Below are 14727 nucleotides of genomic sequence, written 5' to 3' on the forward strand. Positions count from 1 at the left end.
CCCACCCGAACGTGCACCGCGCAACGTCCAACCTGTAACGTGAAACGCATGACCCTCCACGGAAAGCATCTGATCGCCGGCACCCCTTCGGGGGCGGGGCCGGCCGTGATCCAGGCCGTCAACCCCGTCACCGGCGAGGCGCTGGCGCCGGCCTATCCCGAAGCCACCCCCGACGAGATCGACCGGGCGTTGGACGCCGCCACGGAAGCCTTCCACACGGGGCGCACACGGACGGCCGATGAACGGGCCGCGCTCCTCGAACGCATCGCCGACGAGATCGAGGCCCTCGGCGACGTGCTCATCGAGCGGGTGATGGCCGAGACGGGCCTGCCCGAGGGGCGCGTGCGCGGCGAGCGGGGCCGGACCACCGGCCAGCTCCGCCTCTTCGCCGGGGTCGTCCGCGACGGCTCGTGGGTTGGCGCCCGCATCGACACGGCCGACCCAGACCGCCGGCCCGTGCCGAAGCCGGACGTGCGGCGGATGCTCATCCCCCTCGGTCCCGTGGTCGTCTTCGGCGCCAGCAACTTCCCGCTGGCCTTCTCCGTGGCCGGCGGCGACACCGCCTCGGCGCTGGCAGCGGGCTGCCCGGTGGTGTGCAAGGCCCACCCGGCGCATCCCGGCACCTCGGAGCTGGTGGGCCGCGCCATCGACCGGGCCGTGGCGGCCACCGGCTTCCCGCCCGGCACCTTCTCCCTCCTCCATGGCGCCACCCCCGAGACGGGGCTGGCGCTGGTGCGGCACCCGCAGACGCGGGCCGTGGGCTTCACCGGCTCGCTCCGCGCCGGCCGCGCCCTCTTCGACGCCGCCGCTGCGCGTCCCGACCCCATCCCGGTCTATGCCGAGATGGGGAGCGTCAACCCGGTCTTCCTCCTCCCCGGCGCCCTGAGCGAGCGGGGCGAGGCGCTGGCCGAAGGGCTCGCCGCCTCGGTGACCCTAGGCGCCGGGCAGTTCTGCACCAACCCCGGCCTCGTCTTCGCCCCGCGCGGCGACGCCCTCGACGCCTTCCTCGGCCACCTGGGCGCCGTGCTGGCCACCACCTCCGCCGGGACGATGCTCCACGCCGGCATCCGGGCCGCCTACGAGGCCGGCCTCGGCCGCTGGCAGGCCACCGAGGGCGTCCGCCCCGTCGCCGCCGGCCCGGCCGGCGACACCGCCACCCCCGCCCGGCCCGCTGTCTTCACCACCGACGCCGAGACCTTCGCCCGGACCCCCCACCTGCACGAGGAGGTCTTCGGCCCGGCCACGCTGGTGGTACAGTGCGACGACCCCGCCACGTTCGAGCGCCTCGCCCGAAGGCTCGAAGGCAACCTGACGGCCTCGCTCCACGGCACCGGAGACGACCTCCGCGCCCACGCGGGCCTCGTCCGACTCCTCGAGGACCGCGTCGGGCGGCTCATCTTCAACGGCTTCCCCACGGGCGTGGAGGTGTGCCACGCCATGCACCACGGCGGCCCCTACCCCGCCACCACCGACGTGCGCTCCACCTCGGTCGGCACCGCCGCCATCTTCCGCTTCGCACGGCCTGTCTGCTACCAGAACTTCCCGCAAGAGGCTCTCCCCCCCGAACTTCGCGACGACAACCCGCACGGCCTCTGGCGCCTCGTCGACGGCACGTTCACGCGGGAGCCGTTGCACGTTGCACGTTGAAACGTTGCACGTTGGGGTTCCCGAACGACGCATACGTGTAACCCGAAACGCACAACGTGTAACCCGAAACGCACAACGTGTAACCCGAAACGCACAACGTGTAACCCGAAACGCACAACGTGTAACCCGAAACGCACAACGTGTAACCCGAAACGCACAACGTGTAACCCGAAACGCACGACCCCATGTCCCGCCACACCTTCTTCTGCATCGACGCCCACACGTGCGGCAACCCGGTGCGGGTCGTCGCCGGGGGCGGGCCGCCGCTCGAAGGCGACACGATGCGTGCGCGCCGGCAGCACTTCCTGGCCGAGTACGACTGGATCCGCACCGGGCTGATGTTCGAGCCGCGCGGGCACGACATGATGTCCGGCGCGATCCTCTACCCGCCCACCCGCGACGACTGCGACGTGGCGATCCTGTTCATCGAGACGAGCGGCTGCCTGCCCATGTGCGGCCACGGCACCATCGGCACGGTGACGGTGATGATCGAGCACGGGCTGGTGACCCCGCGCACCCCCGGCGTGGTGCGGCTGGACACCCCCGCCGGCCGCGTCGACGCCCACTACACGATGGAGGGCACGCGCGTCCGGTCGGTGCGGCTGGTCAACGTGCCGGCCTTCCTCGCCGCCGAGGGGCTGACCGTCGAATGCCCCGACCTGGGCACGCTGACCGTGGACGTGGCCTACGGGGGAAATTTCTACGCCATCGTCGACCCGCAGGAAAACTACCGCGACCTGGCCGACCACACCGCCGCCGACCTGATCCGGTGGAGCCCCGTGATCCGGGCCCGGCTGAACGAGGCGCACACGTTCGTCCACCCCGAGGATCCGACGATCCGGGGGCTGAGCCACGTCCTCTGGACCGGCGCACCCACGAAGCAGGAGGCCCACGCCCGCAACGCCGTCTTCTACGGCGACAAGGCCATCGACCGCTCGCCGTGCGGCACGGGCACCTCGGCCCGCATGGCGCAGTGGGTCGCCCGGGGACGCCTCGACGTGGGCGACACGTTCGTACACGAGAGCATCATCGGGAGCCTCTTCCACGGGCGCGTGGAGGGACGCACCACCGTCGGCGGGCGTGAGGCCATCATCCCCAGCATCGCCGGCTGGGCCATCGTCACCGGGCTGAATACCATCTTCATCGACGACGAAGACCCGTACGCCCACGGGTTTCTGGTGGTGTGACACGCCATCGTTGAACGTTGATCGTTGAACGTTTCACGTTGCCTGTAATCCGAACGTTCAACCTTGAACGTGAAACCCGAAACGCAAAACGCCATGCCGGATGTGATCGTCGTGGGAGCGGGGGCCGTGGGGTTGTGCACGGCGTACTTCCTCCGGGATGAAGGCTTCGACGTGGCCGTGGTGGCGCGGGAGCCGGTGGGCACGGGCGCTTCGGCGGGCAACGCGGGGATGATCGTGCCGAGCCACGTGGTGCCGCTGGCCGCGCCGGGCGTCGTGAAGCAGGGGCTCCGCTGGCTCCTCCGTCCGGACAGCCCCTTCTACCTCCGTCCCCGCACCGACCTCGACCTGGCGCACTGGCTGTGGACGTTTCGCCGGCACTGTACCGCAACCCATGTCACCCGAAGCGCCCCCCTGCTGCGCGACCTGAGCCTGGCTTCGGTCGAGCTCTTCGAAGCCCTGCAGACCGACCTGGGCGACATCGGCTACGCACAGACGGGCCTGCTGATGCTTTTTCACACGGAGAAGGGGCGGCGGGCAAACCTGGAGGCGGCGGACCTGGCCGAGCGCTGCGGGCTGCGCGTCGAGCGGCTCGACGCCGGGGCCGTGCGTGAACGCGAGCCGGCCCTGCGCACGCCAGCCACGGGCGCGGTGCTTTACCACGACGATGGCCGTGTAGACCCCGACGCCTTCCTCCGCGCACTCGCCGCCGCCCTCGAAGCGCGGGGGGTGATTTTCCACACGGGACAGACGGTCACCGGGCTCCTGCGGGAGGGCGGCGGCGTGGCCGGCGTGCAGACCGATGCGGGCGCTCTCCGGGCGCCGCACGTGGTGCTGGCCGCCGGCGCGTGGTCCGGCCGGCTGGTACGGGACGCCGGCCTGCGCCTGCCGCTCCAGCCGGCCCTCGGCTACAGCCTCACCGTCCCCACACCGGAAAGCGGCCCCCGCCTCCCCATGATCCTCACCGAAGAGAAGCTCACCGTCACCCCGATGCCCGGACGGCTCCGCTTCGCCGGGACGCTGTCCCTGGTCGGCTTCGACGCCCGCATCGACCCGCGCCGGGTGGAGCCGCTGCGCCGCCTGGCCCGGACCTACACGCCCGACACCGACGCGCCGGTCTGGGCGGGCTTCCGCCCCTGCTCGCCGGACGGCCTCCCTTACCTCGGCCCCGTCCCCGGCGTGACGGGCCTGTACGTCGCCACCGGCCACGGCATGATGGGCCTGACGCTCGCCCCCGTTACCGGACGGCTCATCGCGGCCCTGCTCGCGGGCACCCCGCCCCCGCTCGACCTGGCCCCCTTCGCCCCCGGCCGCTTCGGCTGAAGTGCAACCGTCCCGCTCCCGGCACGTACTAGCTTTTTGCATATCGGATGCCCCTTCAAATCCCTGTGGCATCACCACATCTGTACAATGCGGGGGCATTTCCTTATGTTATTACTTCATCTACGCGGAAACCCTGGCGCGTTCTTGCCCGCGACCCCGGTCTGCTCCCGGCTTCCCGCCTCTTCGGGTCCTCTGGTACCCTTCCATGCAGCCTCCTCCGTCTCCAGACCGCTGGGAGCGTGCGCAACGGATCGTCCGGGAAGTTGCTTCTCTGAACGCCGCGGCCCGTGCGACAAGGCTTACGCAGGCTTGTGGGAATGACCCGGGCCTGCGCGGGCTGGTGGATTCGCTCCTGGATAGCCAGGCCGGCGCAGTCTCGGCACCGTCCTCTGCCGCATCGCCGGGGGATATGACCGGCCGGATGCTGAACCAGTATGAGGTGCAGGAGACGCTGGGCGCCGGTGGGATGGGCACAGTCTACCGCGCGTTCGATCACACCCTCGAGCGAACTGTCGCCCTGAAGTTTCTCGCCCCCGGTCTGAGCCGGACTCCCACGGCCCGCGCCCGCTTCATGCAGGAAGCCCGTACGGCCGCCACGCTCGACCACCCCAACATCGGCACCATCCACGACATCGGAGACGTCGACGGGCTGGTCTTCATCGTGATGGCGCTCTACGAAGGCGAGACGCTCCGCGACAGGATCGAACGCGGCCCGTTGCCCCCTTCGACCGCCCTTGACTATACAGGGCAGATCGCCCGGGGGCTGGCCCGGGCCCACGCACAGGGCATCATCCACCGGGACATCAAACCCGCCAACCTGATCGTCACCCCGCCCTCGCCCGCATACCCCTCCGGCCTGCTCAAGATCGTGGATTTCGGCCTGGCCAAGACACGCGACCTGGTCCTGACCCAGACGGGGATGGCGCCGGGCACCGTCGTCTACATGAGCCCGGAGCAGGCACGGGGCGAGGCCGTCGACCACCGTACGGACATCTGGGCGCTCGGCGTGGTGCTCTACGAGATGCTCACGGGCCGGCGTCCCTTCGGCGGCGAGTACGAGATGGCCGTACTGTACACCATTCTGAACACCGACCCGGAGCCGGTCACCTCCTGCAACCCCGAGGTACCCGACGGCATGGCACACATCGTGTCGATGTGCCTGGAAAAGGACCCCGCGCATCGCTACCCCGGCATGGCCGACGTGCTGGCCGACCTGGACGTGCTGGCGTCGGATCAGGCAACCCCCGCGGCACGGTCCACCCCCCATACCGGAAGGAAGGTGCCGGCTCCCGGACCCGTCGCCGGCCCCCCTCGCACGGCCTGGCTTCGCGAGCGCTTCGGGGCGCTCTGGATCGGGCTCACCGCCCTCGCCGCCGTGTCGCTCCTGTTTGCGCTGACGCCCCTGCGCGGCGTCCTCCCCGGCTTCGGCCTGCCGGAGCAGCAGAGCCTGGCCGTCCTCCCCTTCGACAATGTCGGCGGCGACGTGGCCAACCGGGCCTTCATCGACGGGCTCGTCTACACGGTCACGAGCAAGCTGACCGAGATGGAGACGTTCCGGGAAGCCCTCTCGGTGGTGCCCGCACGGGACATGCTCCAGGCCGGACTCATCGGCACGCGGCAGGCAGCCGAGCGGTTCAACGTGAACCTCGTGGTGGCCGGCAGCGTCGAGCGCTCGGCGACCGATCTCCGGCTCTCCCTCCAGCTGATCGACCCCCGCCGGGAAAAGGTGCTGGCGAGCCGGCAGCTTCAGGCACCGCTGAGCGACCTGTCGTCCCTGCAGGCAGGTGTGGTTCACACCCTGGCCGAGTTGCTGGCGCTGGAACTCGACCCGGACGCCCGGGCCACGCTCACGGCCGGCGGCACCACCGTCCCCCTCGCCTTCGAGTTCTACACCCGCGCTCTCGGCTACCTCCAGCGGTTCGAGGAAGAAACCCACATCGACCTCGCCGTCAACCTGTTCGAACTGGCCGTGCAGGAGGATCCCGGCTACGCCCTGGCCTACGCGGGGCTGGGAGAAGCCTACCTGCACAAGTACCAGGTCCACCGGGACCGTACGTGGATCGACGCCGCCGTTCGCAACGGTGAGCAGGCCGTGGCGCTCAACGACCGGCTGGCCCCGGTGCAGGTGACCCTCGGGATGATTTACGCCGAGACGGGCTTTCCGCAGAAGGCCGAGCGCGCGTACCGGCACGCCCTCACCCTCGATCCGCGTAACGCAGCGGCCCACTACCTCCTGGGCGACGTCTACGTCCAGCTCGGCCAGGACGACCGGGCCGAGGCGAGCTACCTCCGGGCCATCGACCTGAAGCCCTCCTACTGGCTCTACCACAATGCCCTCGGGCAACTCTACAGCCGCCTCGGGCATCACGAAGAGGCCATCCCCGCGTTCAAGCAGGTCATCGTCCTGCAGCCGGACAACCCGTGGGGCTACAACAACGTGGGCGTCCAGTACAACCGCATGAACCGGCTCGACGAGGCCATCACGTGGTATGAGCGGGCCACCCGCGCCAACCCCGACGCCCGGCGGGCCACCGCCTTCGCCTACATGAACCTGGCCGGGATCTACTATGCTCGCGACCAGTTTGCCGAGGCCGCCCGCATGTATGAGCAGGCCGTACAGAACCAGCCGGCCAACCGCCTGGCCTGGATGGACCTGGGTGACGCCCGCTTCTGGGCCGGCGACGCCGGGGCGGCCGCGACGGCCTGGCGCGAGGCGGAACGCCTCGCACGCGAGCGCCTGGCCGTCAACACGCAGGACCTCGAGGCCCGCGCCCTGCTGGCAGCCCTCCTGGCCCGCCTGGGCGACAAAGCCCGGGCCCGCGCCCTCCTCCTCGACCTGCCTCCCCGCCCCGACCTCTCGCCCGACGCCCTGATCGACCTGGCCAAGGCCTGGGAGATCCTGGGCGACCGCCCACGCGCCCTCCATTACATTCAGGCGGCCCTCGAACGCGGGCACGCCCCGGCCGTCCTCGCCTTCTCCACCTGGCTCGACGACCTCCGTACCGACCCGGCCTATATGCGCCTGCTCGACCAGCCGCCTCCTCTACACTGACGCCTACCCACAAACCACCGCCCCGGCTCCTGCCATGAAAAACCACGTCCAAGGCCCGCTCCTCGCCCTCCTGCTCTGCACCCTCATCCTGGGTACCGGCTGCCAGAATCGACAGGAAAGCACACCGGACACGTCTGACACTCCTGATCCAAGAGCTATGACCACGGCGCCCCGGACCCTTACCGTCACCATCTCGGCCGACGGCACCTTCTCCCCGGACCCGATCAGTCCCAACCCCGGCGACACGGTCGAGTTCATGGCCGATGGGACCGACGTGGTCCTGTGCGTGGAGCCGGCCTCCCTCTTCGGCGGCGAGCGCTATGAGATCCCGGCGGGGACGAGCCTGCCGCTGGAGGTGCAGCCCGACGCCATCAATATTTCGTTTGCCTACGTAGCCATCCTGGGCGACCTCTCGGCCGGCTGCGAGGGCGCTCGCGGGGGTGAAGGCGGCGGCACCACCGGCCCGTGACCCGCGCCCGTCCGGCCGACCCGTGCTGGCGTGCGGCTTCCTCCCCGTCGGGGGGCATCGTGTGCCACGGCCAGACCGCCGTCCTCTCTCTCTGATGCCAACCCCGACCGCCCCATGTCTCCTCGTCCCGCCCTCTCGACCCTGCTCCTCGGGCTCCTCCTCGCCGGCTGCGTCCCGGGCGAGACGCCGTCCCCGCAAGCCGCCCCGACGACGGCCACCACCTTCGCTTCGGAACACCCGGAGACACCCCCGCTCCCCGATTCGACGCCGTCAACGCCTCTCCAGGCTCCGGCCGCCTGTGCGCCGGGCGGCAACGGCGCGAGGGCAGTCCGCGCCCCCGACGGCAGTCCCACCCGGCTGGCCCTGCTCGTGGGGATCGACGCCTACCCCAACCTGTCCCGCTTCTCCCAGTTGAAGGGAGCCGTCAACGACGTGGCACGGATGCAGGCGATGCTCACCACCCGGTTCGACTTTCCCCCGGAGAACGTGTGGACGCTCTGCGACGGGGACGCCACGCGCAAGGGCATCCTCGACGCCTTCGAGCACCACCTGATTGCCCGGTCCCGCCCCGGCGACATCGTCGTCTTCCACTACAGCGGCCACGGGTCGATGCTTCCCGACGCCTCCGGCGACGAGCTCGACGGGCTCGACGAGACGCTCGTCCCCAGCGACAGCGACCGGCACGGCGCCCGCGACATCCGGGACGACGAGATCCAGGCGTTGCTGGGCCGGCTGCCCGAGGGGGTGCACCTGACCCTCATCTTCGACAGTTGCCACTCCGGCACCGCCACCCGCGACCTCGAAGGGGGACGCCCCCGCCGCCTCGACCGGGACAGCCTGCTGCAGGCCGCCGGCACGCGGAGCCTGGCCGGCGCCGACGCCGCCACCCTGGACGCTCCCGTCCGCGACTACGTGCTCATCTCCGGTGCCCGGGCCGACCAGCAGGCCAAGGAGCTGAAGGACCGGCCCAACGGGGCCCTCACCTACTACCTCACCGAGACGCTGAGCCGCGCCGACTCGGCCCTCACCTATACCGACCTGATGGATGTGGTGCGGGGCCGGGTCAACGAGCAGTTCGCCAACCAGACGCCCCAGCTGGAGGGCACCGGGCGGGAACGCTATGCCTTCAGCGACGCCTCCAGCCTGGCCGAGCCGCATCTGCTGGTGAAGCCCCTCCCCGACGGCCGGGCCCGCCTGCAGGCCGGGGCCGTGCACGGCATGACCGCCGGCTCCCGGTTCGACGTCTACCCGCCCGGCACCAAGCGGTTTGCGCCCCCGGCCGAGCCCATCGCCTCGCTCCGGCTGACCCACGTCGACGCCTTCACCTCCGAGGCCGAGGTCCTCTCCGCCCCGCCGGACGGCCTGCCCGAGGCGGCGCGGGCCGTAGAACGGGAGCACCGCTACCCCGAGCTGCACATGCAGCTGCGCTACGAAGGGCTGGCGGCCTCGCCCACCCTGCAGGCCGTCAGGCAGCGGCTGGACGCCCTGCCCCACATCCAGGCCGTCGCCGAAGACGCCGACACCTACCACCTGCGCCTCTACGAACACGAGGGCCGGATCCACGTCCGCCAGGATGAGGTGGTCTTCTCCACGCCCGTCCCCCTCGACGAAGCCGACGCCGTGGACCACGTCGTTCGCCAGGTCAGCCAGTGGGCACGGTGGTTCAACGTGCTGGCCCTCGAAGCCGCCGACGACCGCGCCCAGGTGGTGCTGCACCTGCGCTTCGACGACCCCAACCACGACGGCAGCCGCCCGTGGAACGACGTCTCGGAAGGCGCCACGATGTTCTATTCGTTCGAGAACCGGACCGAAAAGGACCTCTACATCACCGGCGTGGCCCTCTTTGCCACCGGCAAGATCCAGCCGTTCTACCCGTTCCCGCCCGGCGCCGGCGAGCGCCTCAAGGCCGGGCAGAAGAGCGACGAGTTCCGCATCCGCAACCTGAAGCTACCCGAGGGGGACGACCGCCCCTACACCCGCGACGTCCTGAAGGTGTTTGCCACCACCGCCCCCGTCGACCTCAGCAGCCTGATGCAGGAGGGAATCCGGGGAGAGGATCCCACCGGCCGGCTGGCCGAAGATCCCCTCGGCCTCTTGCTGCTGCAGGCCACCGGCAACACCACCCGCGACTTCACCCCGGAGGAGGTGGGCGACTGGTTCACCGCCCAGACGGCCTACGTCGTCCGCCGCCGCTGACCCCCGTTCCCTCCCCCCTGTCCCTTTCCGGAACCAACCCCGCTGGAGGCCCGCCATGTGCGCTCCCCGTGCCTGCCTCATCGTCGCCTGCCTGACCACGTTGCTGCTGGCGGCGCCTCCCGCCGACGCCCAGCGCTTCCGGACCGATAACGCCGAGGTCACGCTCCACCTCACGAACGCCACCGGGGCCCCCGTCCAGGTCTACTGGCTCAACTTCTCCGGCGAGGAACAGGATTACGGCGTGCTGGAGCCGGACATGACGTGGCAACAGGGCACCTTTGCCACCCACGAATGGCGCTTCCGGCAGGAGGGCCGCCTGCTGATGACCTACGTGGCCACCGACGAGCCCCGGCAACACGTGACCGTCCGCACCGCACCCCTGCGGGAGCTGAAGCCGCCGGCCTTCGTGGCCCGTCCCCCCTACCCGTCCATCGAACGCGGCGATAACGAAGTCCGGCTCCCCTATCGCCCGCTGACCCTGTGGACCCGGCAGCCCGTCTACGACCTCGACCGCAACCCCGCCTTCTCCGTCACCTTCGACGCCCTCCTCGACGATCCCCGCCAGGAACTCATCATTGCCTTCTCCGAGAACCGTATCCCGTGGGGCATCCCCGGCGCCGACGCCCTCACCCTGCGGGCCTCCCCCTCCGACCAGGACTTCTGGTTCCGCACCAATTTCTACGAAGGCTGGCTGGACGCCTGGCTCAACTTCGAGAGCGGCGAGGAGGTGATGCGGGCCGGCCAGTGGCAACACTACGAGCTGATCCTGACCGGCACCACGTTCAAGGTGATGATCGACGGCCGGCAGGTGGCCGAGGCCAGCCTGCGCCGTGCCAACATCCCGCGCAGCGGCCACGTGGGCCTCGTCGTCTTCGGCCACGAAGCGCTGGGCGGCACGACGATCGCGTTCCGCAACGTCGCCGTGTCCGACCACTTCGGCGACGCCCTGGTGGAGACGGCCCCCGCGCCGGCCCTCGTGCGCGACGCCCCGGTTCCCCTGCCCCTCGACCGGCTCGAAGCCCTACCCGCCGTCGCCGGCATCGAGGCCACGGCCGACGGCTTCAGCCTCCCCTACCGCCCCCTGTACCTCTGGACCGGGAGACCCGTGTATGACCTCGACGCGGCCGCCGCGTTCACGCTGGCCTTCGAGGCCCGGCTGGACGATCCCCGCCAGGAGCTCATCGTCGCCTTCTCCGAGAGCCGTCGGCCCTGGGGCGACCCCGAGGCCGATGCCCTCACCTTCCGCACCGCCCCCACCGACCAGGGCTTCTGGTTCCGCACCGGCTTCTATGCCGAGGGCCTCGACGCCTGGCTCGACTTCGAGGAAGGCGAGGAGATCGTCCGTGCCGGCCAGTGGCAGCACTACGAGGTGACCCTCACCCCCCGCGCCGTGGCCGTTTCCGTCGACGGGCGGCCGGTGGCGCAGGCCAGCCTGGAAGGCACCCCGCTCGCCCCGCGCGGATATGCCGGCTTCGTCGTCTACGGCAACGAGGCGCTGGACGGCACCCGCCTGGCCTTCCGCAACGTGCGCTACGTCACCGCCCGCGAAGCCGATCTGGCCGTTGTCAGCCCCGGCCCGCCCCTGCCCGAAGACGAACCCGAAGTGGACCCCGACGAGCCGCCCGAGGACCCGGCCCCCCTCGACCTGACCGGCGCCGAGCCGCCCCAGCCCGTGGCCGTCACGTTCGTCAACACCGCCAGTGCCCCCCTCGACCTGTTCTGGGTGGATGAGGCCGGCGTGGAGCACGAGTATGGCGTCGTCCCGAAAGACTCGATCCGGGTGCAGGAGACCCTGCCCACCCACACCTGGCGGCTCAAGCTCCTCGACGAACTCATCGACACCTACGAAGCCGGTACCGGGGCTTCCCAGGTCCATCTGATCAAGCCGCCCCCGCCCGACCTCCTAGCCCGCGCCACCGCTACCCGCGACTTCGAGTCCGAGACGACCCGGGACGACGCCGTCGATCCCGCCGCCGTTGGCAAGTACTACGCCTTCGTCATCGGCGTGCAGGACTATACCTCCGACGCGATCAACGACCTCACCTACCCGCTGCAGGACGCGCAGAACCTCATCAACACCCTGACCGAACACTTTACCTTCGAGCAGGAGGACATCGTCTTCCTGAAGAACCCGAAGAAAGACGACATCATGAACGAGCTGGACCGGCTGGCCCAGACGGTGACCGCCCGGGACAACCTCCTCATCTTCTACGCCGGGCACGGCACCTGGGATGACCGGATGGAGCAGGGCTTCTGGCTGCCGGCCGACGCCGAGAAGGAGCGGCGCTCCAAGTGGGTCTCGAACAACACCCTGCAGACCTACCTCAAGGGCATCCCTGCCCGGCACACGCTGCTCATCTCCGACGCCTGCTTCAGCGGCGGCATCTTCCGCACGCGTGACGCCTTCAGCACCGCCGACCGGGCCATCCGCGAGCTCTACAAGATCCCCAGCCGCCAGGCCATGACCAGCGGCACGTTGACCGTGGTGCCCGACAAGAGCATCTTCGTGCACTACCTGCTCAAGACGCTGCGCGAGAGCGACGCCGCCTTCCTCACGGCCCGGGCCGTTTTCGACCGCCTGCAGGAGCCCGTCATCAGCAATGCGCCGCCGGAGTTGCAGGCCACCGTCCCGCAGTACGGGGTGGTGCAGGGGACCGGGCACGAAGGCGGGGAGTTCGTGTTCATCCGTCGCCAGTGACCCGCAGCCCCTAGTCGCCACGCAGGAGCCGTTCCGCCTCGGCCTTCACCCGCTCGGCCAGCAGCGGGTCGTCCTCGACCAGACGCCCGACGAGCTGCACCAGCGCCGCCCGGTCCAGCGCTTCGAGCCGTGCCATGACCGGTTCCGCCCCTCTTTCGTGCAGGCACGCCAGGGCCACGGCCACGATGTGCTTGCACCAGGCCCCTGCATGATAAGGACAGGTGCACCGGGCTTCCACGAGGCCGCGCTCGTCGTGCCGCAGGCGAACCGTATAGGGCGTCGGTGCGCCGCCCCGCACGTACGCCTCGACCACATCCGGCCCCGCCCGCCGCAGCGACCGTACCGCCCCTGCCTGAAAGTATGCCCGCCCCCGTTCGATGGAATCTCCGGTCGCGTGGGTCTGGATCATCGCTTCACTCAAGCCCGGTATTTCCAGTACACCGCCCATGTGCGCACTTCTTGCTTTCGGTCCAGCCTATCGTCTTCCCTTCAGTATCCGACAAAGACCGGCAAAAGAAAAGGGGGGCGAAGAGGGATTCTGGCGTTTGATCCGGACCCACCGGGAAGAAAAAGACCGGGCTCCCGCCGCATTTCCACGACGGGAGCCCGGTCCCCGAGAGGGGGAAACGCCCACCTTGACGGCGTCGCCCGGCCGGGTGACTACCTAGTTCGTTGCCAGCAGGGCGAGGACGCGGCCGCCAAGCTCGGCCTTGCTGCTCGTCGCCAGGGCCGCGGCGGCTGTCGTCTCGGCATTGCTGTAGAAGCTGGCATGTGCCGAGGCCACGACCTCGGCCGACGTCGCCGCCTCGACGGCGGCATCGAGCGTGCCCTTGAGCGTATTCAGGGAGGTTTTGACCGTCGTGATGAGTGTGGTATCGACGTTCAGCTCGGCGGCCAGCTCCGCCTCGACGGTCGTCCGGTAATCCGCCTCGGCATCGGCCAGTGCCTCCTCGCTGGCTGCGGCGCGGAGACGTGCCATCAACGTGTTCCGTGCTTCGACGAGCGCATTGACCCGTGCCGAAGCAGCCCCGGAAGCTTCGAATGCCGTCTCAACGGCGCGGGCACGGGCATAGGCCGCCAGCAGGGTGGCACGCTTGCGAAGCGCGAACCGCGCCCGGGCCGAGGTGCCGGTGTAAAACTTCAGCAGGGCCGCCTTGCCGGCCTGCCGGGCCTTGGCCTGTACCTCGGCCGAGGCGCCGGCGTCGACATAGGCCCGGGCGACGGCCTCCTCCAGCGCCTGCAGCGCCGAGGCTTCGGCCTGCGCGTTGGCGGCCGCATGCAGCGCCGCCTGCAGGTTCAGAAACGCCTCGCGCTTGCGCTCGCGGCTACGGCCCACCGTCTCGTCGTCGACCTCGCCCTCATCCCGGGCATACTCTTCCTCGGCCTCCGTGCCGCGGGCCAGCGCCACGGCCACCTCGGCCGCCGTCGTAGTGCCGGCCTCGATCTCCGCGGCGACGTCCGCATCCACATGCACGGCCACCTCGGCCGCCGTCACCTCGTCTCCGGCGCGGGACCGGGCTTCCACATAGACGTCCGCCTCGGCCTTCGACTCGGTGGTCATCGGCATCGCCCGCACGGTGGCCTCTCCCCGGCGCTGTACGAGCACCTTCGTCGTGAAGGCTTCCTTGGTTGCCGTCAACACCATCACCTCGGCGTCGGTCTGGACGTCCAGCGCAAAGCGCCCGCCGGCGTCGGTGGTGGCCTGGCCGTCGAGGGCACGGGTCGAACCGTTGGCGGTCACCTCGGCCGCCGTCACCACGGCCCCCTCGACGTCCGCCATCGTCTTCCCGTACCCGGCCTCGTCGGTCACCCGGCCCTCCAGGCGAACCCGCTCGCCGTCATCCGGACCGGCCACCTCGTTGCTGTCGCATCCCCACAGCGCAAGCAGGCCCACCAGGACCAGCACCGGCATACTTCTTTTCCCAAGAGCGTTCAAACTTCTCATGGCTCTCCTTTGTCTTGTTAAAACGACACAACCGAATATTTTTGCCACCAAATCGTGACAAAAATATATTTCTCAAAGAGAAACAAGGTTGCACACGCCTATTCTGTCCGATTTTCGGACAAACAACGTGCACTATGGTAAAGGACGACCACCCGGCGCTCTTTTATTTCAAGAAACTGTCACAGATCGGCCACTTTTCCATACCGCCCTCGA

Annotated in this window: 9 protein-coding genes; 7 read left to right on the plus strand and 2 right to left on the minus strand. The window is 69.8% G+C overall.

Features of this window, described 5'->3' with window-relative positions:
- Positions 1 to 48: 48 nt before the first annotated feature.
- From GQ464_RS04060 to GQ464_RS04090, 7 genes are all read left to right on the plus strand, one after another.
- Complete coding sequence (locus GQ464_RS04060) at positions 49 to 1647, plus strand: aldehyde dehydrogenase (NADP(+)) (RefSeq protein WP_166979658.1); 1599 nt, start codon at positions 49 to 51, stop codon at positions 1645 to 1647.
- 185 nt (positions 1648 to 1832) lie between these two features.
- The gene (locus GQ464_RS04065) at positions 1833 to 2834 is read left to right on the plus strand and encodes a 4-hydroxyproline epimerase (protein WP_166979660.1); all 1002 of its coding nucleotides are present in this window, start codon (positions 1833 to 1835) and stop codon (positions 2832 to 2834) included.
- A gap of 93 nt (positions 2835 to 2927) precedes the next feature.
- The gene (locus GQ464_RS04070) at positions 2928 to 4154 is read left to right on the plus strand and encodes an NAD(P)/FAD-dependent oxidoreductase (protein ID WP_166979662.1); all 1227 of its coding nucleotides are present in this window, start codon (positions 2928 to 2930) and stop codon (positions 4152 to 4154) included.
- 421 nt (positions 4155 to 4575) lie between these two features.
- Positions 4576 to 7206 carry a protein kinase domain-containing protein gene (locus GQ464_RS04075; protein ID WP_228350578.1) on the plus strand — a complete coding sequence of 877 codons (2631 nt, stop codon included), beginning with the start codon at positions 4576 to 4578 and terminating at the stop codon, positions 7204 to 7206.
- Positions 7207 to 7363: 157 nt separating this feature from the next.
- On the plus strand, positions 7364 to 7675 hold the full coding sequence (locus tag GQ464_RS04080; protein WP_166979666.1) for a hypothetical protein: 312 nt from the start codon (positions 7364 to 7366) through the stop codon (positions 7673 to 7675).
- A gap of 114 nt (positions 7676 to 7789) precedes the next feature.
- Positions 7790 to 9871 (plus strand): caspase family protein, encoded by a 2082-nt coding sequence (locus GQ464_RS04085; protein WP_166979668.1) that lies wholly within the window; start codon positions 7790 to 7792, stop codon positions 9869 to 9871.
- Between the two features lie 55 nt (positions 9872 to 9926).
- Positions 9927 to 12569, plus strand: a complete 2643-nt coding sequence (locus tag GQ464_RS04090; protein ID WP_166979670.1) for a caspase family protein — start codon at positions 9927 to 9929, stop codon at positions 12567 to 12569.
- 10 nt (positions 12570 to 12579) lie between these two features.
- Here GQ464_RS04090 and GQ464_RS04095 read toward each other — a convergent pair whose 3' ends face one another.
- Positions 12580 to 12978 carry an SWIM zinc finger family protein gene (locus tag GQ464_RS04095; RefSeq protein WP_166979671.1) on the minus strand — a complete coding sequence of 133 codons (399 nt, stop codon included), beginning with the start codon at positions 12976 to 12978 and terminating at the stop codon, positions 12580 to 12582.
- 255 nt (positions 12979 to 13233) lie between these two features.
- Positions 13234 to 14481, minus strand: coding sequence for a hypothetical protein (locus GQ464_RS04100; protein ID WP_166979673.1), 1248 nt, complete (start codon positions 14479 to 14481; stop codon positions 13234 to 13236).
- Positions 14482 to 14727: the final 246 nt, after the last annotated feature.

It is taken from the genome of Rhodocaloribacter litoris (assembly GCF_011682235.2).
Lineage (GTDB): Bacteria > Bacteroidota > Rhodothermia > Rhodothermales > ISCAR-4553 > Rhodocaloribacter > Rhodocaloribacter litoris.